Here is a 17,585-nt window from a genome sequence, read left to right as displayed (position 1 = left end):
TTCACCCAGCATGACGGCAGCCCGGCGTGAATCGATTATGGAAGTCAGGCCGGTGCGCGGTCGCATAAAACATTCTTCTCCACCGATCACCTCTTCCTCATGGCGCGGGCCGCGGCACGGGCGTGCGCATTGCGGACTTGTCGCCCGGCCGCGTTGACCCGGCGCTCTCCTGCTTCCCAGAATGGGCCGCACAGGCTCGCGCGGCCGGCCGCGCCTTCGGGTCGCGACCGCCCGCTGACGGGCCGGCTCAGGAGACAGGCATGCAACGACTCACGCGACGCCGGCTGATCGCCGGCCTGCCGGCCCTCGGGCTGGCGCCACTCGGCGCGGCATGGGCGCAGTCCGCCGCCTGGCAGCCCGCCCGCCCGGTGCGGGTGACCATTCCCTTTCCCGCCGGCGGCACCACCGACTCGGTGATGCGCCTGCTGGCCGAGCGCCTGTCCGGCCGCTGGCAGCAGCAGGTGCTGGTCGACAACAAGCCCGGCGCCGGCGGCAACATCGGCGCCTCGCTGTTCGCGCGCAGCGAGCCCGACGGCCACAGCCTGCTGTGCGCGCCGCCCGGGCCGCTGGCCATCAACCACCACCTGTACAAGACGCTGGCCTACGACCCGAGGCGCTTCGTGCCGGTGACCGTCATCGCCAACATGCCCAACGTGCTGGTGGTCGGTCCGCATGTGCCGGCGCGCAGCCTGGCCGAGCTGGTCGCCCTGGGGCGGTCCCAGCCGGGCAAGCTCAGCTTCGCCTCGCAGGGCAACGGCTCGACCTCGCACCTCACCGGCGTGCTCTTCCAGAACCGTGCGGCCATCGACATGGTCCACGTGCCCTACCGCGGCTCGGGCCCGGCGCTGAACGACATGATCGGCGGCAAGATCGACCTGATGTTCGACAACCTGACCACCACGCTGCCCTTCCACACCGCGCGGCGCGTCCACATCCTGGCATCGGCCACGCGCCAGCGACTGCCGACGCTGCCCGACGTGCCGACGATGGCCGAGGCGGGGCTGGCCGACTTCGAGTCCGGCACCTGGGTCGGGCTGGTGGCGCCGGCCGGCACGCCGACGGCCGTGGCCGACGCCATGGCCCGCGACATCGCCGAGGCGCTGCGCCAGCCGGAGCTGGTGCGCCTGTTCAACGGCCTGGGCGCCGAGCCCGTCGGCGGCACGCCGGCGACCGCGGCCAGCTTCATCCGCGACGAGTCCGCGAAATGGAAGCAGGTCATCGACAGCGCCAACGTGACGGCCGATTGAGCGACGCCATGAACCTTCCGCTGAACCCCCGCGTCGCCACCACCATCGCCACCGAGTCGGTGGCCGAGGCCTACCTGGCCCTGCTCAAGGACCGCGGCATCGACCACCTCTACGTCGGCGCGGGCACCGACACCGCCCCGGTGATCGAGGCCTACGCCCGCGCTGAACGCGCCGGCCTGGACTTCCCGAAGCCCATCGTCGCGGTGCACGAGAACCTGGCCGTCGGCATGGCGCACGGCTTCTACATGGTGGCGCGCCGGCCGCAGGCCGTGATGCTCCACGTGAGCGTCGGCGCGGCCAATGCGGTGTGCGGCCTCATCAACGCCGCGCGGGCGCAGGTGCCCATGCTCTTCACCGCCGGCCGCACGCCGCTCTACGAGCAGGGGCGGCTGGGCTCCCGGACCCACGAGGTGCACTGGGCGCAGGAGATGTTCTACCAGGGCGCCATGGTGCGCGAGCTGGTCAAGTGGGACTACGAACTGCGCGACGCCCTGCACGTCGACCAGGTGGTGGACCGCGCGCTCTCGGTGGCGATGGCCGAGCCGCGCGGCCCGGTCTACCTGACCCTGCCGCGCGAGGTGCTGGCCCAGCCGATGACCGAGTGCCGGCTGGGCGGCGCGCCGGCCGCCACCACCGCCGCGCAGGCCGATTCCCAGGGCGTGATGCGGCTGGCGCGGGCGCTGCTGGCCGCCGAGCGGCCGGCCATCGTCTGCGTCAGCAGCGGTGCCGACCCGCGCACGGTGCCGCTGCTGGTCGAACTGGCCGACCGCTTCGGCATCGGGGTCTGCGAGGGCCGCCCGCGCTACCTGAACTTCCCGAGCCGCCACCCGCTGCACCTGGGCCACGAACTCGGCCGGGTGCTGCCCCAGGCCGACGCGCTGCTCTTCCTCGAATGCGACGTGCCGTGGATCCCCTCCGTGGTGGCGCCCCGGGACGAGGCGTTCGTCGCCCACGCGGGCAGCGACCCGCTGTTCACGCGCTATCCGATGCGCAGCTTCCGCAGCGACCTCACGCTGCCGGGCAACCCGGTCGGCCTGTTGAAGGCCCTGATCGGGGCGCTGCACGAGGCCGGCGGCGACGCGCACGCTGCCCGCCGAAGGGCGTGGGGCGAAGCGGTGGGCGTGCAGGCGCGCGCCGCCGTGTCGGCGCGGCTGGCCGAGGACGAACGGGCCGGCGGCGCCATCACCAAGCGCTTCTTCACCCGCTGCCTGGACGCGGTGCGTCCCCCCGGCGCCATCGTCGTCAACGAGTACTCGGCGCTGCGCGAGGCGCTCCAGCTGGACGAGCCGGGCACCTTCTTCCAGCTGCCGTCGTCCGGCGGGCTGGGCTGGGGGTTGCCGGCGGCGCTCGGCGCCAAGCAGGCGGCGCCCGAGCGCACGGTGATCGCGGTGCAGGGCGATGGCGCCTACCTCTTCGCCAACCCCGCGGCCTGCCACCAGGCGATGGCGATGCACGGGCTGCCGGTGCTCACGCTGGTCTACAACAACGAGGGTTGGGAAGGCGTGCAGGCCGCGGCCACCGGCCTGTACCCCGGCGCGCATTCGGCCCGGTCGGTGCAGGAACGGCAGGCGGCGCCGCTCTCGTCGCTGAAGCCGGTGCCCGACTTCGAGCTCTACGCGCGCGCCTCCGGCGGCCACGGCGAGCGCGTCGAGCGGCGCGAAGACCTGCTGCCGGCGCTGCAGCGCGCGCTCCAGCGGGTGGCCGACGGCCAGCCGGCGCTGCTCAACGTCATCGGCCGCTGAGCGGGCGGCGGGGCGTGCGCTTTCGCACACTCTGCCGGAGACTTCATTGAGCGTACTCAATGCATGGGGGGATGGGCGCCGATACAGGCCCCGGCGACCCGCGTTCGCCGCGGGCCGCCGTCCGATCCATCCACGCAGGGAGCTCTCCATGATTTCGACTCTGGACACCGTCGCCTTCGGCAAGGCCGACATCGAGAACGTGCTGGCCCGTTTGAATGAGGCCGACCTCAACAAGCTCGCCTTCGGCGCCGTCGAGGTCGACCGGACGGGCAAGGTGCTGCGGTACAACGCCACCGAGGGCGCCATCACCGGCCGGGACCCGAAGGCGATGATCGGCAAGAACTTCTTCACCGACATCGCGCCCTGCACCAACCGGCCGCAGTTCAAGGGCGTGTTCGACAAGGGCGTGCGCGAGGACAACCTGAACACGCTGTTCGAGTACGTCTTCGACCATCAGATGAAGGCCACCCGGGTGAAGGTGCACATGAAGCGCGCCATCAACGGCGGCTCGTACTGGATCTTCGTCAAGCGCGTCTGAGGGCCGCCATGCGCTGGCATGCCGACGACCACGCGCTGGCGCGTGTGGTGGGCGACCTGGTGCGCGACGAGGTGGGTGCGCTGCGGCCCGGCCTGCCGGCGTTGTCCGCCGGCCCCTGGGCACCGACGCTGCGGTTGGACGAGGACGGGCTGGGCCTGGACTCGCTGGAGCGGCTGTCGGTGGCCGGCGCGCTGACCGAGGCGCTGCACCTGCACGAGAGCGGCCTGGAGGACCTGCTGCTGGCGCAGCAGGACGTCGGCGGCTGGCTGCAGCTGGTGCGCCGTGCGCTCGCGGTGGCCGATGCGCAGCTCAGCTTCCGCACCTCGGGCAGCACCGGCCCGCGCAAGCCCTGCACCCACCGCCTGGCCGACCTGCAGCAGGAGGTGGCCCACACCGCCGGCCTGCTCGGGGCGGTGAACCGGGTGGTCAGCGCGGTGCCCTCGCACCACATCTACGGCTTCCTCTTCACCGTGCTGCTGCCCCAGGCCTTGGGCGGCGTGCCGGTGGTGGACGGCCGCGCGCTCACACCGCAGGGCTTCGCCAAGACGCTGCGGCCGGGCGACCTGGTGGTGAGCCACCCGGCGCACTGGGCGCTGCTGTCGCGCCATGGCGCGGCGTTCGCGGCCGGCGTGGTCGGCGTCAGCTCCACCGCGCCGTGCCCGGACGCACTGGCCACCTCGTTGCTCGAGCAGGGGCTGTCGCGCCTGCTGCAGGTCTACGGCAGCTCCGAGACCGCCGGCATCGGTTGGCGCGACGCCCCCGGCGCGCCCTTCAGGCTGATGCCGTTCTGGTCGCCCGGGGCGGATGGCGGCTCGCTGCACCGTCGCCATGCGGACGGCGGCACGTCGCCCGTCGCGCTGCAGGACCGGCTGCACTGGACGGCCGTCGACCGCTTCGAGCTGCGCGGCCGCCACGACGCCGCGGTGCAGGTGGCCGGGCACAACGTCTTTCCCGAGCAGGTGCGGGCGGTGCTGTGCCGCCACCCTGAGGTGGCCGACGCCGCGGTGCGGCTGATGACGCCGGAGGAGGGCGGACGGCTCAAGGCCTTCGTCGTGCCGTCGGCCGGTGCCCAGCCTGACGGCCTGGCGGAACGCCTGCTTCGGTGGGCCGCCGCCCACCTGCCGGCGCCGGCGCAACCGCGTGCCTGCCGCATCGGGACCGCGCTGCCGGTCAACGCCCAGGGCAAGGCCTGCGACTGGCCGGTGGCCGCCGAACCGGTGGTCTGATCCGCCGACGTTCCGCGCTGCGGGCGCGCTGTCCGGTGGGCGACAGGCCGTCGCGGGTGGGACCCGAGCGGCACGGTGGCCCGCGCTGCCTAGACTGCCGGCCCGCCCTTCGAGGGCGACCCGAACCTGCAGGAGCCTCCGCATGCGCCGCTGTCCCGACACCGCCCGTTCCTCGCGCCGATCGCTGCTGCTGACCGCGGCCGCCGCCAGCCTCGGCCTGCCCGCCGTCGCCCAGACCGGCGCCTGGCCCGGAGGGCGGCCGCTGCGCATCGTCGTGCCCTACGGCCCGGGCGGCTTCACCGACGTCACCGCCCGCCTGGTGGCGCAGCAGCTGCAGCAGCGCCTGGGCGTGCCGGTCAACGTCGACAACCGGCCCGGCGCCAACAGCATCCTCGGCGTCGACCAGGTGGCCAAGGCGGCGCCCGACGGCAGCACCTTCGCCATGGTGATCGCGGCCTATGCGGCCAACACCACGCTGTACCCCAAGCTGCCGTACGACCCGAGGCGGGACCTCACCGGCGTGTCGCTGGTCGGCCTGTCGCCGCTGGTGGCGGCGGTGAACAACGACGCGCCGTTCAAGAACGCGAAGGAGCTGGTCGCGTATGCCAAGGCCAACCCGGGCAAGGTCAGCTTCGGCTCGTCGGGCAACGGCTCGGCCGCGCACCTGACCACCGAACTGCTGAAGGCGCAGACCAACACCTTCATGGTCCACATCCCCTACCGCGGCGCGGCGGCGGCGCTGGCCGACCTCGTGGGCGGGCAGATCCAGCTCTTCCTCGACGCGGCGCAGGGGCTGATCCAGCCCGGCCGCGCCGGCCGCGTGCGGCTGATCGGCGTTGCCGCCGACAAGCGGCTGGCCGTGCTGCCCGACGTGCCCACCTTCGTCGAGCAGGGCTTCAAGGACTTCACCGGCAGCACCTGGGCCGGCCTGCTGGCGCCGGCCGCCACGCCGAAGGAGGTCGTGCAGCGCGTGGCCGACGAGGTCGGCCGCATCGTGCAGACCGAGGAGATGCGCCAGCGGCTGGAGGCCATGGGCACGGTGCCGGTGGGCAGCGGCCCGGCCGACTTCAACAACTTCATCGATGCCGAGACGCGCAAGTGGGCCGCGGTGATCCAGCGGGCCAAGGTCGTGCCCGACTGACCCGGTCCCGGCGCTAGAGTCGGCCCCGCGCCCGTGGAGGGCGCGCCACGCAGGACCGCCATGCCCCATCGCCGCCACCTCGTCCTCGGCGCCGCCGCTGCGCTCGCCGCCCCCGCGCTGCTGCGGGCCCAGCAGGGACACCAGCATGGCCACCACACTGGCCAGTTCGAGCGGCTGGCCCAGCCCGGCCGCATCGATCTGCCGGCGATCCATGCGCAGCAGGCGGTCACCGACAGCCCGGCACCGGCGGCGGCCCGGCCCGGGGCCTGGCGGCCCGCGCGCCGCTGCCCATCCCGCGCACCGAGATGGCCTGGGCGGTGGCCTACCGCAACCGGGTGCACCTGGTCGGCGGCTACGCCGAGCAGCGGGTGGACAAGCCCTACCACCACGCCTACGACCCGGCCAGCGACCGCTGGGAGGAGCTGCCACAGCTGCCGCGCGGCGCCAACCACGTCGGCGTGGCCACCCTCGGCGACCGGCTCTACGCCTTCGGCGGTTTCATCGAACAGAACCGCACGCCGCACGACGAGGCCTTTGCCTTCGACGGCAGCCGCTGGAACCGCCTGCGCCGACTGCCCGAGGCCTGCGGCGCGATCGCCTGCATCGGCCTGGCCGGCAAGGTGCACCTGATCGGCGGCGCCATCGGCAGCGACTGGCGCCGCTCCATCGACTGGCACCTGGTCTACGACCCCGCCACCGACCGCTACGAACGCCGCCAGCCGCTGCCGGTGGCGCGCGACCACACCGGGATCGTGATCGTCAACGACGCGCTGCACGTCATCGGCGGCCGGGTCGATTCCTTCCACACCAACAGCAGCCTGCACCACCGCTACGACGCGCAGGCCGACCGCTGGGACTTCCGCACCCCCATGCCGACGCCGCGCAGCGGCCACGGCTGCGTGCTCTACCGCGGCAAGGTGTTCGTCATGGGCGGGGAGGGTACCAACCGCGTCTTCGGCCAGAACGAGGCCTGGGACCCGGTGGCCGACCGCTGGGAGGCGCATGCGCCGATGCTGACCCCGCGCCACGGCATGGGCGCGGTGGTGGTGGGCGATGAGGTCATCGTCGCCGGCGGCGGGCCGCAGATGGGCGGCGGCGTGAAGAGCGCGATCAACGAGTCGTTCACGCTGGGCTGAGCCGCCACATGCTGGTCAACTGTGTTGCCTACCAGGACGGTCGCAAGCTCGCCGACATCGCCGTCGAGGACATCAGCGAGCACGTCAGCCGACCGGACTGTTTCGTGTGGGTGGCGCTGCGCGACGCCACCGACGAGGAGCTGCAGCAGATGCAGCGCGAGTTCGGACTGCACGACCTGGCCGTCGAGGACGCGCGCCACGGTCACCAGCGGCCGAAGCTGGAGGAATACGGCGACACCGTCTTCGTCGTGCTGAAGTTGCTGGCGCTCGAGCAGGGCGAGGTGCACGTCGGCGAGGTGGCCATCTTCGTCGGCCCCAACTTCGTGCTGTCCGTGCGCAACGGCAGCCGGCAGGGGCTTCCTCGGCGTGCGCGAGCGCTGCGAGCGGGAGCCCGAGCTGCTGCGCCACGGTGCCGGCTTCGTCTTCTATGCGCTGCTCGATGCGGTGGTCGACCGCTACTTCCCGCTGCTGGACACCATCGAGACCGAACTGGAGACCATCGAGGCGCAGATCTTCGAGCCCGGCGCCGCGCGCTGGAACATCGAGCGGCTGTACGCGCTCAAGCGCCGTGCCTCGGTGCTGCGCCATGCGGTCGCGCCGCTGGTGGAGGTGGCCGGCAAGCTGCACGGGGGTCGCGTCCCGGCGGTGTGCGCCAGCACGCAGGAGTACTTCCGCGACGTGCACGACCACCTCACGCGCATCAACACCGCCATCGACGGCATCCGCGACACCATCGGCACCGCCATCCAGGTCAACCTGTCGATGGTCACCATCGAGGAGTCGGAGACCACCAAGCGGCTGGCCGCCTGGGCCGCCATCTTCGGTGTGTCCACCGCGCTGGCCGGCATCTGGGGCATGAACTTCGAGCACATGCCGGAGCTGAAGTGGGCCTACGGCTACCCGGCCGCGCTGGGCGCCATCGCCGGTGCGGCGGGCCTGCTGTACTGGCGCTTCCGCCGCGTCGGCTGGCTCTGAACCGGCGCCCGCTCAGCAGCGGCCCGACCGCCGGCTGCGCGGCTGCAGCTTGTCCAGTTCGGCGATCTGCTGCTTGAGCAGGATGAGCAGCGTGCGCGCATGCTCGACCGGGATGCGCAGCCGGCTGCCGGCATCGTCCTCGTCGCGCGGCGTGCGCGGCTGCACCAGCAGGTCGGTGCCCAGCTCGATCACGCCCTTGTCGTGGCGGGCGGACTTCAGGCGCTGCACTTCGATGTCGTAGGTTTTCACGGGGCCGCAAAGCGATGAGGGCGGGCGGGCAGCATAGCCGCCCGCCCGCCCCTTGCTGGAAGGCTGCGTCAGCCGCGGGCGAGGCGGAACACCGCCACCGCGTCGACCAGCTTGGCCGCCTGCGACTTCAGGCTGTCGGCGGCGGCGGCGCTTTCCTCGACCAGCGCGGCGTTCTGCTGCGTCACCTGGTCCATCTGGCCGACGGCCTCGCCGATCTGCGAGACGCCGCTGCTCTGCTCCTGCGAGGCCGAGCTGATTTCGCCCATCAGGTCGGTGACGCGGCGGATGGCGGCGACGATCTCGGTCATCTTCTCGCCGGCCTGGGCGGCCTGCACGCTGCCGCGCTCGACGCGCTCGCTGCTGGTGGAGATGAGGGCCTTGATCTCCTTGGCCGCGCTGGCGCTGCGCTGGGCCAGCGAACGCACCTCGCTGGCGACCACGGCGAAGCCGCGGCCCTGCTCGCCGGCGCGGGCCGCTTCCACCGCGGCGTTCAACGCCAGGATGTTGGTCTGGAAGGCGATGCCGTCGATGGTGCCGATGATGTCGGCGATGCGGCGCGCCGACTCGTCGATCTCGCGCATGGTGGCGACCACCTCGCCGACCACCGCGCCGCCCTGTTCGGCGACGCTGGAAGCACCGCTGGCCAGCTGGTTGGCCTGGGCCGCGTTGTCGGCGTTCTGGCGCACGGTGGAGCCCAGCTGCTCCATCGACGCGGCGGTCTGCTGCAGCGAGCTCGCCTGCTCCTCGGTGCGGCCGCTCAGCTCGGCGTTGCCCTGGGCGATCTGCGCCGAGGCGGTGGCCACGCCTTCGGCGTTGGCCCGCACGTCGCAGACGATGGCCGACAGGCTGTCCTGCATGCGTTTGAGCGAGGCCAGCAGGCTGGCCGTGTCGCCCGGCGCGGTGTGGATGGCCACGCTCAGGTCGCCCTCGGCGACGCGCTGCGCCAGCGCGGCGGCTTCGGCGGGCTCGCCGCCCAGCGTCTTCTTCACGCCGCGCAGGATGCCGACGGCGACCGCGACGGCGATCAGCACGGCCGCCAGCATGATGCCGACGGTCCAGCGCACGGCGGCGGCGTAGGTTGTCTTTGAGCGCGCGGCGACGTCGTCGGCGCCTTTGACGTTGATGTCGACCAACCCGCCCAGTTCAGCCACCATCGCGTTGAAGGCGGTGCGCGACTCGTTGCGGAAGAAGTGCCGCGACTCCGCGGCGTCGCCCTTGCGGGAAAGTTCGAACAGCTTCGCGCGGGCGGTCCGGTAGGCGGCCAGCTTCTCCTTGTAGCGTTCGTAGCCCGCCTGTTCGTCCGCGTTGGCGATCAAGGGCTCGTAGTGCTTACGACGCTCGTCCAGCTTGGCGGCAATCTCGCGCACTCGCTGCTCAATCTCGGTCATCTCCTCCGGCGTGGCGCTCAGCAGGTGATCGCCTTCGGCACGGCGCTGCTGGTTGGCATAGGTGCGGATTTCACCGAGCACCTTGATGCTGGGCAGCCAGCTCTCGGCGATCTCCACCGTGTCGGCGTTGACCGAGGCGAGGCGGGTGATGGCGAAGCCGCTCACCAGCACCGTCATGACCACCAGGGCAGTGAAGGCGAGGGCGAGCTTGGTGGCGAACTTCATCTGGGCGTTTTTCACGACTTCCTTTCAAAACGTGGTCGGTGGAGGCTGCATTCACCAAACAAGATGCGGCGAGGTGTCCCGGTTTCGTCACTCGGCGGTGCCGGGTTGAGGTGGGACTGCCCCGGGGGATGACCGAAATCAAGGATCCCCCACACACCGCGCGTCGGGCGTCGCGGCCGGTGCGGGCGGCCGGGCCGTCGGGCGGCCGCCCGGGCCGCCGCGACAATCCGCCGATGCCTTCCGGCCAGCGCCGTCCCGAACCCGGCCCCGACACCCCCGTCCCGGGCCACTTCCGCCCCCGGCTGACCCTGCAGACGCTGACCCGCGGCGACGGCCTGCTCGGGCTGCGCGCGGCGCCGGGGTTCGGCCCGCGCGGCGCCCAGGTCACGGTGGCGCAGGCGCACTGGACCTACGCCACCGCGCAGGGCCTGAACTGGGAAGGGCCGGCGCCGACCAAGGTCCTCGCCACCCGGCCGCGCGCCACGACCGAGGTGCTGCGCGGCGCCTGGAACGCCCGCGTGCTGCTGCAGCGTGACCCGTCGGCCGAGGCGGATGCGCGCGACGCGCTGTGGGCCAGCGGCCTGAAGCCGCTGCCGATGGAGGCGCTGCAGTGGCGCGGCCCGGAAGCGGCCGAGGGCCTCGGCCCGCTGTGGAGCCTGGCCGAGGAGGCGCATTTCGCCGACTTCTGGGCCGAGCAGGTGCCGCGGCTGCAGGCGCAGGGCTGGCAGGTGGTGGTGCGGCCGGGCTTTGCGCACGAGAGCCTGCCGGTGGACCGCTGGCGGCTGCTGGTCGATGCGGCCACCGGCGACGAGCAGGGCCGCGAACCGGCCGAATGGGCCCAGTCCGCGCCGGCCCTGCGCGCGCTGCGCCAGCCGCACCAGGAGGGCAGCTGGCGCCTGAGCCTGGGTGTCGACGTCGAGGGCGAGACGCTGGACCTGGTGCCCCTGCTGGCCGACCTGATCAAGCGCGACGCCCGTTGGCTGGACGCCCGCGAAGTGAAGTCCATCCCCGACGGCGCCATCGTCCACCTGCGCGCGCCGGGCGGCCGCCGCCTCGAGGCGCCGGCCGCGCCGCTGAAGGCCATCGTCGGCGCCATGGTCGACCTGCTGACCGACCCGCAGCGCACCGCCGACGGCGGGCCGCTGCTGCTGTCCACGCTGGAGGCGCACCGGCTGGACGCCCTGCGCGCCGGCCTGGCCGACACCATGGCCGAGCGCGCCGGCGAGCACGGCGCCTGGCAGCTGCAGGGCGAGGCCGGCCTGGCCGCGCTGGCGCAGCGCCTGCGCGAGGCCGGCGCGCCGGCCGAGGTGCCGCCGCCGCCCGGCCTGGGCCTGACGCTGCGGTCGTACCAGCGGCAGGGACTGGCCTGGCTGCAGCACCTGCGCGAGCACCGGCTGGGCGGCATCCTGGCCGACGACATGGGCCTGGGCAAGACGGCGCAGGTGCTGGCCCACGTGCTGGTCGAGCAGCAGGCCGGCCGGCTGGACCGGCCGGTGCTGGTGGTGCTGCCCACCTCGCTGATGGCCAACTGGCGGGCCGAGGCGGCGCGCATCGCGCCGACGCTGCGCACGCTGGTGCTGCACGGTGCCCAGCGGCAGGCGACCTTGCCGCAGGCCGCCGAACAGGACCTGGTCATCACCACCTACCCGCTGGTGTGGCGCGACATCGAGGCGCTGGCGGCGCAGCCCTGGCACCTGGTGGTGCTGGACGAGGCGCAGACGGTGAAGAACGCCGGCAGCCGGGCCGCCGCCGCGCTGCGACGGCTGCAGACCCGCCACCGCCTGTGCGTCACCGGCACGCCGCTGGAGAACCACCTGGGCGAGCTGTGGGCCCACTTCGACTGGCTGATGCCCGGCTTCCTCGGCAGCGAGCGGCAGTTCAACCGCCAGTGGCGGCGGCCGATCGAGAACGGCGGCGAGACGCTGCGCGCGCAGCTGCTGGCGCAGCGGGTGCGGCCCTTCATCCTGCGCCGGGCCAAGGACGAGGTCGCCACCGAGCTGCCGCCGCGCACCGAGGTGCTGCGCCGGGTGCGGCTGGAAGGCGCCCAGCGCGACCTCTACGAAAGCGTGCGCCTGGCCGCCGACGAGCAGGTGCGCCGGGTGCTCGAACGCAAGGCGTTCGCCGGGTCGCAGATCGCCATCCTCGACGCGCTGCTCAAGCTGCGGCAGGTGTGCTGCGACCCGCGGCTGGTCAAGGGGCCCGCCGGCCAGACCGATGCGGGCAGCGCCAAGCTCGACCTGCTGCACGACATGCTGCCCGCGCTGGTGGAGGAGGGCCGCCGGGTGCTGGTGTTCAGCCAGTTCACCGAACTGCTGGGCCTGGTCGGCCGCGCGCTGCACGACTGGTCGCTGCCGCACCTGGTGCTGACCGGCGACACGCCGCCGGCCGAGCGCGGCGCGCTGGTCGCGCGCTTCCAGTCGCGTGAGCACGAGCCGGTGCTGCTGGCCAGCCTGAAGGCCGGCGGCGTCGGCCTCAACCTCACCGCCGCCGACACCGTGATCCACCTCGACCCGTGGTGGAACCCGGCCGCCGAACGCCAGGCCAGCGACCGCGCGCACCGCATCGGCCAGGACCGGCCGGTGTTCGTCTACCGGCTGGTGGCCGAGGGCAGCATCGAGGAGCGCATCCTGGCGCTGCAGCAGCGCAAGTCGGCGCTGGCCGAGGCGGTGCTCGGCCGCGACGCCGAGGGCGCCGTCAAGTTCAGCGCCGAGGACCTGGACCGGCTGCTGGCCCCGCTGGAGGGGTGAGGGCGCCGGTCCCGCGCGTCAGTCGTCCGGCGTGAAGCCGGACTCGCGGATCACCGGGCCCCATTGTTCGGTGTCCTCGCGGATCAGGCGGGCGAACTCCTGCGGCGGCGCGAAGTTGGCTTGCAGCTGCAGCTTGGCCAGGCCGTCCTGCACCTCCTTCGTGTTCAACGCCTCTCGGACCTGGGCCTGCAGCCGCTGCACCACCGGCGCCGGCGTGGCGGCGGGCACGAAGGCGCCGAACCAGTCGCGCGTGACGATGTTGAAGCCGGACTCGACCAGCGTCGGCACGTCCGGCAGTTGCGGCGACCGTTGGGCACCGGTCGTCGCGAGCACCCGCAGCCGACCGCCGGGCACGTGCGGCAGCTGCGCGGCCGGGGTGTTCACGCTCATCGCGATCTGGCCGCCGAGCAGGTCCTGGATGGCCGGCGCGTCGCCCTTGTAGGCGGCGTGCGTGAGCGGCACGCCGGCGGCCTTGCCCAGCATCATGCCGATGAAGTGCGGCGTGCTGCCCGGGCCGGGCGTGCCGTAGAACGCCTTGTCGGGGTTGGCCTTGAACCACTGCATCAGGTCCTTGATGTTCTTCACCGAGGCCGGCACGCTGGGGCCGACGCCGATGAACAGCGGGAAGGTGGCCAGGCGCCCCACCGGCACCAGGTCCTTCTGCGGGTCGTACGCCAGCCGCTTGTAGAGGTGGGGGTACATGGTGATCATCGGGTTCGGCGTGATCAGCATGACGCTGCCGTCGGCCTCCGCCGCCTTGACCGCCTCGATGCCCAGCCGCCCGCCCGCGCCGGCGCGGTTCTCCACCAGCACCGGCGCGTCGATGCGGGTGCGCAGCGCTTCCGCCAGCAGGCGCGCCAGAGCGTCCGACGAGCCGCCGGCCGGGAAGCCGACGACGATGCGCATGGGCTTGCCCTGGGCCAGGGCGGTGCCGGCGAGCGGCAGGCCCGCGAGGCCGAGGCCTGCGAGCACGATGTGACGGCGGCGGTTCATCGGGGTCTCCTTGTGTTGGTGGTGGGAACGGGAAGGGACGTCAGGCGGGCCGCGTGGCGGCGGCCGTGGTCGCGGGGGAGGGGGTGGTCGCCGCGGCGGCCTGCTCGGCCCTGATCAGGCCTTCGAGCACCCGGCGGGCGCGCACGCCGGCCGCGTCGCCCGGCAGCAGCACCGGCTTGAGCGACCAGAATTCGGCGTCGCCCATGGCCGACTGCTGGGCCTCGAGCATCGGCAGGTCCTCCGTCTCGAAGGGCGCGCGCAGGAAGCGGATGTCGGCCTGTGCACGCCGCTGGCCCTCCTCGCCCATGCGCAGCGGGTAGCTGGTGGCGAAGAAGTAGTGGGTGGTGGTGGCGGTCTCCGGGGTGAACAGGTGCTGGAACGGCACCCGCTTGCCCACGGCGCGCGGGTCCGGGCTGCCGGCCGGCGCCTGGCCGACCCACAGCTCCATGTTGCCCGGCGCGTCCCAGCGGGTGTCCAGCCAGCGGTCGAGCAGCGTGCCCGGCGCGATGCCGTACTGCCGCTCCAGCGCCTCGGTCAGGCGCTCGTTGCGCGTCAGCCGCTTGGAGTAGACGGTGTGGCCGACCTGTTCGACGGAGGTTTCGGCCGACTTGACCGCGTCGCTGCCCAGGCTGGAGTCGTGCAGGAACTCGATGTGGCTGAGGTCGAGGATGTTGTCGACCTCGAGCATGTAGTTCGCGCGCGCGTTCAGGTAGTCGCGGCCGACGATGCGCTTGGCCGGGTCCATGCTGCTGAAGTCGGGGATGCGCTCCGGATCGGCCCGCGCCGGCTCGCCCATCCAGATCCACAGCGCGCCGTGGCGCTCGACCACCGGGTAGGACTTCACCCTGGCGCTGCGCGGGATGGCACCGTCGCCCTGCGGGTTGCGCACGCAGGCGCCGCTGCCGTCGAACTCCAGCCCGTGGTAGCGGCACTGCAGGCGGCCGTCGACGACCCGCGAGAGGTGCAGCGGCGCGAAGCGGTGCGGGCAGCGATTGGCGAGCGCCTGGGGCCGGCCGTCGCCATCGCGGTAGAAGACGATCGGCTCGTCGAGCAGGCGCCGGGCGAGGGTCGCCCCGGGGGCGACCTCGTCGTCCCAGGCGGCGATGTACCAGGTGTTGCGCAGGTAGGTGGTCATGGGAAGGCGGTCAGTCGGACGCCGCGGGCCGGATGAGGTCGGCGTCGGCGTCGTCGTAGAGGCGGGTCACGTCGTCGGCGCGGTGCTGCAGCACGGCGCGCTGGTTGAGGTAGCCCTTGTCGGTGATCTCGCCGAGGGCGATGCGGGGCGGCTCGGCGAGCACCCGTGCGCGGGCGATGCGCACCGAACTGCCGCCGCCGGCGTTCAGCCGGGTCAGCGCCCGGGCCAGGTGGTCGTGCACCTGCGTCGGCGACAGGCCGTCCACCCGCGCGGGGTTCAGGAAGAGCAGGGCGCCGACTTCGTCCCGGTCATGCCCGGCGATCACCGCGTCCTGCACCAGCGGGTCGGCGGCGGCCAGCAGCCGCGTGCGCAGCGCCCCCACGTGCACCCAGGTGCCGGTGCGCAGCTTGAAGTCCTCGGCGATGCGGCCGTCGAACACCAGCCCGCGCGCGGGCTGGCCGGCATCGGCGAAGCGCAGCGCGTCGCCCATGCGGTAGAAACCTTCGTCGTCGAAGGCGGCCGCGCTGAGGTCGTCACGTCGCCAGTAGCCCGGCGTGACCTGCGGCCCGCGCACGCGTGCCTCCAGCTTGCCGGCGGACGGCACCAGCTTCAGCTCGCAGCCGGGCACCGGCAGGCCGACGATGCCGGGTTCGGCCACCGGCGCGTGCACCGCCACCACCAGCGGCGCGGTCTCCGTCGAGCCCCAGGAGGAGGCCAGCAGCACGTCCTCGCCGCGCTCGGCCTTGGCCATGGCGGCGAGGCGCCGCCACAGGTGCTCGGGCAGGGCGGCGCCGGCGTAGAGCAGGAAGCCGCAACGGGAGAAGAACCGCCGGCGCAGCGCCTCGTCCTGCTCCAGCACGGGCAGCAGCAGGTCGAAGCCGCGGGGCACGTTGAAGTACATCGTCGGCGCCACCTCGCGCAGGTTGGCCAGGGTGTGGTCGATGAGGCCGGGCACCGGCTTGCCGCCGTCGATGTAGAAGGTGCCGCCGTTGGCCAGCACCAGGTGGAGGTTGAAGTTGCCGCCGAAGGTGTGGTTCCAGGGCAGCCAGTCGACCAGCACCGGCGGCTGTTCCAGCACGAAGGGCCAGACCTGCCGGGCCTGCTGCTGGTTGGTGGTCAGCATGCGCTGGGTGTTGATCACGCCCTTCGGCGTGCCGGTGGAGCCGGAGGTGAGCAGCACCTTGGCCACCGTGTCCGGCCCGACCCGGGCGTGCGCCTCGTCGACGGCCGTCGTGGGCGGCCGCCGCCGCAGCACGGTGACGTCGGCCACCGGGCGCCGCAGGGCCGCCAACGCCGGCGCGAAGCGCGCGCCGTCGGCGTACACCAGGCCGGGGGCGATGAGCTCGGCGACCTGCCGCAGCTTGGCGTGGTCGCTGCTCGACAGCGAGTAGGCCGGCGACACCGGCACCACCGGCACGCCGACGTGCATGGCGGCCAGCGCGATCAGCGCGTGCTCGACGCTGTTGTCCGACAGCACCATCAACGGGGCGTCGGGCCCCAGGCCCTGGTCCAGCAGGCCCTGCGCCAGCCGGCGCACCTCGTCGAGTGCCCGGGCGTAGGGCAGTTCGAACCAGGCGCCGTCGCGCCGTTCGGCCAGGAAGACGCGGTCGGGCGTCGCGGCCGCCCAGCGGGTCAGCCAGTCGCCGACGCAGCGCTCCGGGAGGCCCAGCGGCTGCGGTGAGCGCAGCACCATCGAGCCGTCGCGCCGGCGCTCCACGGCCAGTTCGGGCTCTGCCAGCGAAAGACGGCGTGCGCGGGTGTCCAAGGCTGTCGTCTCCTTCGTCCACCCGTCGTCCGCGGGCGATGGGCGAAGACTAGGCGGCCGTGCACCATCGGCCAATCCATGCCATCGGAGGATTACTATCTGCTGCAACGATGGACGTCGCGTTCGACCTCAACCTGCTGCGTGTGCTGGTGGCCCTCGACGCCGCCCGCAACGTCACCCGCGCCGCGCAGGAACTGGACATGAGCCAGTCCGGCTTCAGCACCGCGCTGGCCCGGCTGCGCCGCCAGGTCGGCGATCCGCTGTACGTGCGCACGAGCCGGGGCATGGAGGCGACCCCGCGCGCGGCCGCCATGGTGGAGACCGCGCGGGCGGTGCTCGCGCAGGTCCAGGCCGACATCCTGGAACAGCCGGTGTTCGAGCCCGGCACTGCGCGCGCCGAGTTCCGCCTGGCGATGGCCGACGTGGCCGAGATCGTCTTCCTGCCGCGGCTGCTGGCGCACCTGCAGACGGCGGCGCCCGGCGTGACCCTGCGCAGCGAGTCGTGGGCACGCGGCTCGCTGCGCGAGGCGATGGAGTCGGGCAAGGTCGACCTCGCGCTGGGCTATTTCCCCGACCTGTCGTCGGGGCCCTTCTACCAGCAGCGCCTGCTGACCCACACCTACGCGGCGATGCTGCGGCGGGGACACCCCGCGCTGCGACGCCGGCTGACCCTGGCCACCTACCTCGAACTCGGCCATGCGGTCGTCGCCTCGCCGTCACGCTCCAACGAGCTGTTCGAGCAGTTCCTGGAACGCGAGGGCGTGGAGCGGCGCATCGTGCTGCGCACGCCGCACCACCTCAGCCTGCCGGTGATCGTCGAGGGCAGCGACCTGGTGGCCAGCGTGCCGCTGGCGACGGCGGCACGCTATGCGGATGCCGGCATGGTCAGCGTGGCGCGGCTGCCGTTCGATCCGCCCTTCTTCCCGGTGCAGCAGTACTGGCACCGACGGTCCCACCGCGACCCGGCGTTGCGCTGGCTCCAGGCGCAGGTCGCGCGGCTGTTCAACGACGAACGCGACGACTGGATGGTGATGGAGCGCCGGCTGTACGGCCGGCTGCGTCCCGAAAAGCCGTGAGC

Annotated in this window: 13 protein-coding genes and 1 pseudogene; 9 read left to right on the top strand and 5 right to left on the bottom strand. The window is 73.0% G+C overall.

The window, feature by feature from the left end:
- Window positions 1-260 precede the first annotated feature (260 nt).
- The 7 genes and pseudogenes from LRS07_RS14360 (at window position 261) to LRS07_RS14330 (ending at window position 8,005) form a co-directional block, all read left to right on the top strand.
- Entirely contained in the window at window positions 261-1,247 is a 987-nt protein-coding gene (locus tag LRS07_RS14360) for a Bug family tripartite tricarboxylate transporter substrate binding protein (protein WP_260498688.1), read from the top strand.
- Between the two features lie 8 nt (window positions 1,248-1,255).
- Complete coding sequence (locus tag LRS07_RS14355; protein ID WP_260498687.1) at window positions 1,256-2,989, top strand: thiamine pyrophosphate-requiring protein; 1,734 nt, start codon at window positions 1,256-1,258, stop codon at window positions 2,987-2,989.
- Window positions 2,990-3,137: 148 nt separating this feature from the next.
- Window positions 3,138-3,527, top strand: a complete 390-nt coding sequence (gene pyp / locus LRS07_RS14350; protein WP_260498686.1) for a photoactive yellow protein — start codon at window positions 3,138-3,140, stop codon at window positions 3,525-3,527.
- An 8-nt stretch (window positions 3,528-3,535) separates the two neighbouring features.
- Complete coding sequence (gene pcl / locus LRS07_RS14345) at window positions 3,536-4,753, top strand: 4-coumarate--CoA ligase (protein WP_260498685.1); 1,218 nt, start codon at window positions 3,536-3,538, stop codon at window positions 4,751-4,753.
- Between the two features lie 142 nt (window positions 4,754-4,895).
- Complete coding sequence (locus LRS07_RS14340; RefSeq protein WP_260498684.1) at window positions 4,896-5,894, top strand: tripartite tricarboxylate transporter substrate binding protein; 999 nt, start codon at window positions 4,896-4,898, stop codon at window positions 5,892-5,894.
- Window positions 5,895-6,199: 305 nt separating this feature from the next.
- Window positions 6,200-7,030 (top strand): Kelch repeat-containing protein, encoded by an 831-nt coding sequence (locus LRS07_RS14335; RefSeq protein WP_260498683.1) that lies wholly within the window; start codon window positions 6,200-6,202, stop codon window positions 7,028-7,030.
- Between the two features lie 8 nt (window positions 7,031-7,038).
- Window positions 7,039-8,005, top strand: a pseudogene (locus tag LRS07_RS14330) (magnesium and cobalt transport protein CorA).
- Between the two features lie 12 nt (window positions 8,006-8,017).
- On the opposite strand, the gene LRS07_RS14325 reads toward LRS07_RS14330, so the two are convergent.
- Both LRS07_RS14325 and LRS07_RS22035 read right to left on the bottom strand, forming a co-directional pair.
- Window positions 8,018-8,254 carry a hypothetical protein gene (locus LRS07_RS14325; RefSeq protein WP_260498682.1) on the bottom strand — a complete coding sequence of 79 codons (237 nt, stop codon included), beginning with the start codon at window positions 8,252-8,254 and terminating at the stop codon, window positions 8,018-8,020.
- Window positions 8,255-8,322: 68 nt separating this feature from the next.
- Window positions 8,323-9,867, bottom strand: coding sequence for a methyl-accepting chemotaxis protein (locus tag LRS07_RS22035; RefSeq protein ID WP_409450647.1), 1,545 nt, complete (start codon window positions 9,865-9,867; stop codon window positions 8,323-8,325).
- A 233-nt stretch (window positions 9,868-10,100) separates the two neighbouring features.
- On the opposite strand from LRS07_RS22035, the gene LRS07_RS14310 reads away from it, so the two are divergent.
- Window positions 10,101-12,614, top strand: a complete 2,514-nt coding sequence (locus tag LRS07_RS14310) for a DEAD/DEAH box helicase (protein ID WP_260498681.1) — start codon at window positions 10,101-10,103, stop codon at window positions 12,612-12,614.
- A gap of 18 nt (window positions 12,615-12,632) precedes the next feature.
- Here the strand turns inward: LRS07_RS14310 and LRS07_RS14305 are convergent, their stop codons facing one another.
- Genes LRS07_RS14305 through LRS07_RS14295 form a run of 3 tightly spaced genes read right to left on the bottom strand, consistent with a single transcriptional unit; the run spans window position 12,633 to window position 16,507 of the window.
- The gene (locus LRS07_RS14305) at window positions 12,633-13,607 is read right to left on the bottom strand and encodes a Bug family tripartite tricarboxylate transporter substrate binding protein (protein ID WP_260498680.1); all 975 of its coding nucleotides are present in this window, start codon (window positions 13,605-13,607) and stop codon (window positions 12,633-12,635) included.
- 40 nt (window positions 13,608-13,647) lie between these two features.
- Window positions 13,648-14,742, bottom strand: coding sequence for a Rieske 2Fe-2S domain-containing protein (locus LRS07_RS14300; RefSeq protein ID WP_260498679.1), 1,095 nt, complete (start codon window positions 14,740-14,742; stop codon window positions 13,648-13,650).
- A gap of 10 nt (window positions 14,743-14,752) precedes the next feature.
- The gene (locus LRS07_RS14295; protein ID WP_260498678.1) at window positions 14,753-16,507 is read right to left on the bottom strand and encodes a feruloyl-CoA synthase; all 1,755 of its coding nucleotides are present in this window, start codon (window positions 16,505-16,507) and stop codon (window positions 14,753-14,755) included.
- 110 nt (window positions 16,508-16,617) lie between these two features.
- On the opposite strand from LRS07_RS14295, the gene LRS07_RS14290 reads away from it, so the two are divergent.
- Window positions 16,618-17,583, top strand: coding sequence for a LysR family transcriptional regulator (locus LRS07_RS14290; RefSeq protein ID WP_260498677.1), 966 nt, complete (start codon window positions 16,618-16,620; stop codon window positions 17,581-17,583).
- Window positions 17,584-17,585: the final 2 nt, after the last annotated feature.

This window comes from Aquabacterium sp. J223 (assembly GCF_024666615.1).
Classification (GTDB): Bacteria; Pseudomonadota; Gammaproteobacteria; order Burkholderiales; family Burkholderiaceae_C; genus J223.
Note: the sequence above shows the minus strand (reverse complement) of the source record. Positions and strands in the feature narration are given on the sequence as shown.

Bases quoted from the DNA above. Each gene is read 5' to 3' on its own strand.
- pcl (WP_260498685.1), top strand. From the start codon at position 3,536: ATGCGCTGGCATGCCGACGACCACGCGCTGGCGCGTGTGGTGGGCGAC.
- LRS07_RS14335 (WP_260498683.1), top strand. From the start codon at position 6,200: ATGGCCTGGGCGGTGGCCTACCGCAACCGGGTGCACCTGGTCGGCGGC.
- pyp (WP_260498686.1), top strand. From the start codon at position 3,138: ATGATTTCGACTCTGGACACCGTCGCCTTCGGCAAGGCCGACATCGAG.
- LRS07_RS22035 (WP_409450647.1), bottom strand. From the start codon at position 9,867: ATGAAGTTCGCCACCAAGCTCGCCCTCGCCTTCACTGCCCTGGTGGTC.
- LRS07_RS14340 (WP_260498684.1), top strand. From the start codon at position 4,896: ATGCGCCGCTGTCCCGACACCGCCCGTTCCTCGCGCCGATCGCTGCTG.
- LRS07_RS14305 (WP_260498680.1), bottom strand. From the start codon at position 13,607: ATGAACCGCCGCCGTCACATCGTGCTCGCAGGCCTCGGCCTCGCGGGC.
- LRS07_RS14310 (WP_260498681.1), top strand. From the start codon at position 10,101: ATGCCTTCCGGCCAGCGCCGTCCCGAACCCGGCCCCGACACCCCCGTC.
- LRS07_RS14290 (WP_260498677.1), top strand. From the start codon at position 16,618: ATGGACGTCGCGTTCGACCTCAACCTGCTGCGTGTGCTGGTGGCCCTC.
- LRS07_RS14355 (WP_260498687.1), top strand. From the start codon at position 1,256: ATGAACCTTCCGCTGAACCCCCGCGTCGCCACCACCATCGCCACCGAG.
- LRS07_RS14300 (WP_260498679.1), bottom strand. From the start codon at position 14,742: ATGACCACCTACCTGCGCAACACCTGGTACATCGCCGCCTGGGACGAC.
- LRS07_RS14360 (WP_260498688.1), top strand. From the start codon at position 261: ATGCAACGACTCACGCGACGCCGGCTGATCGCCGGCCTGCCGGCCCTC.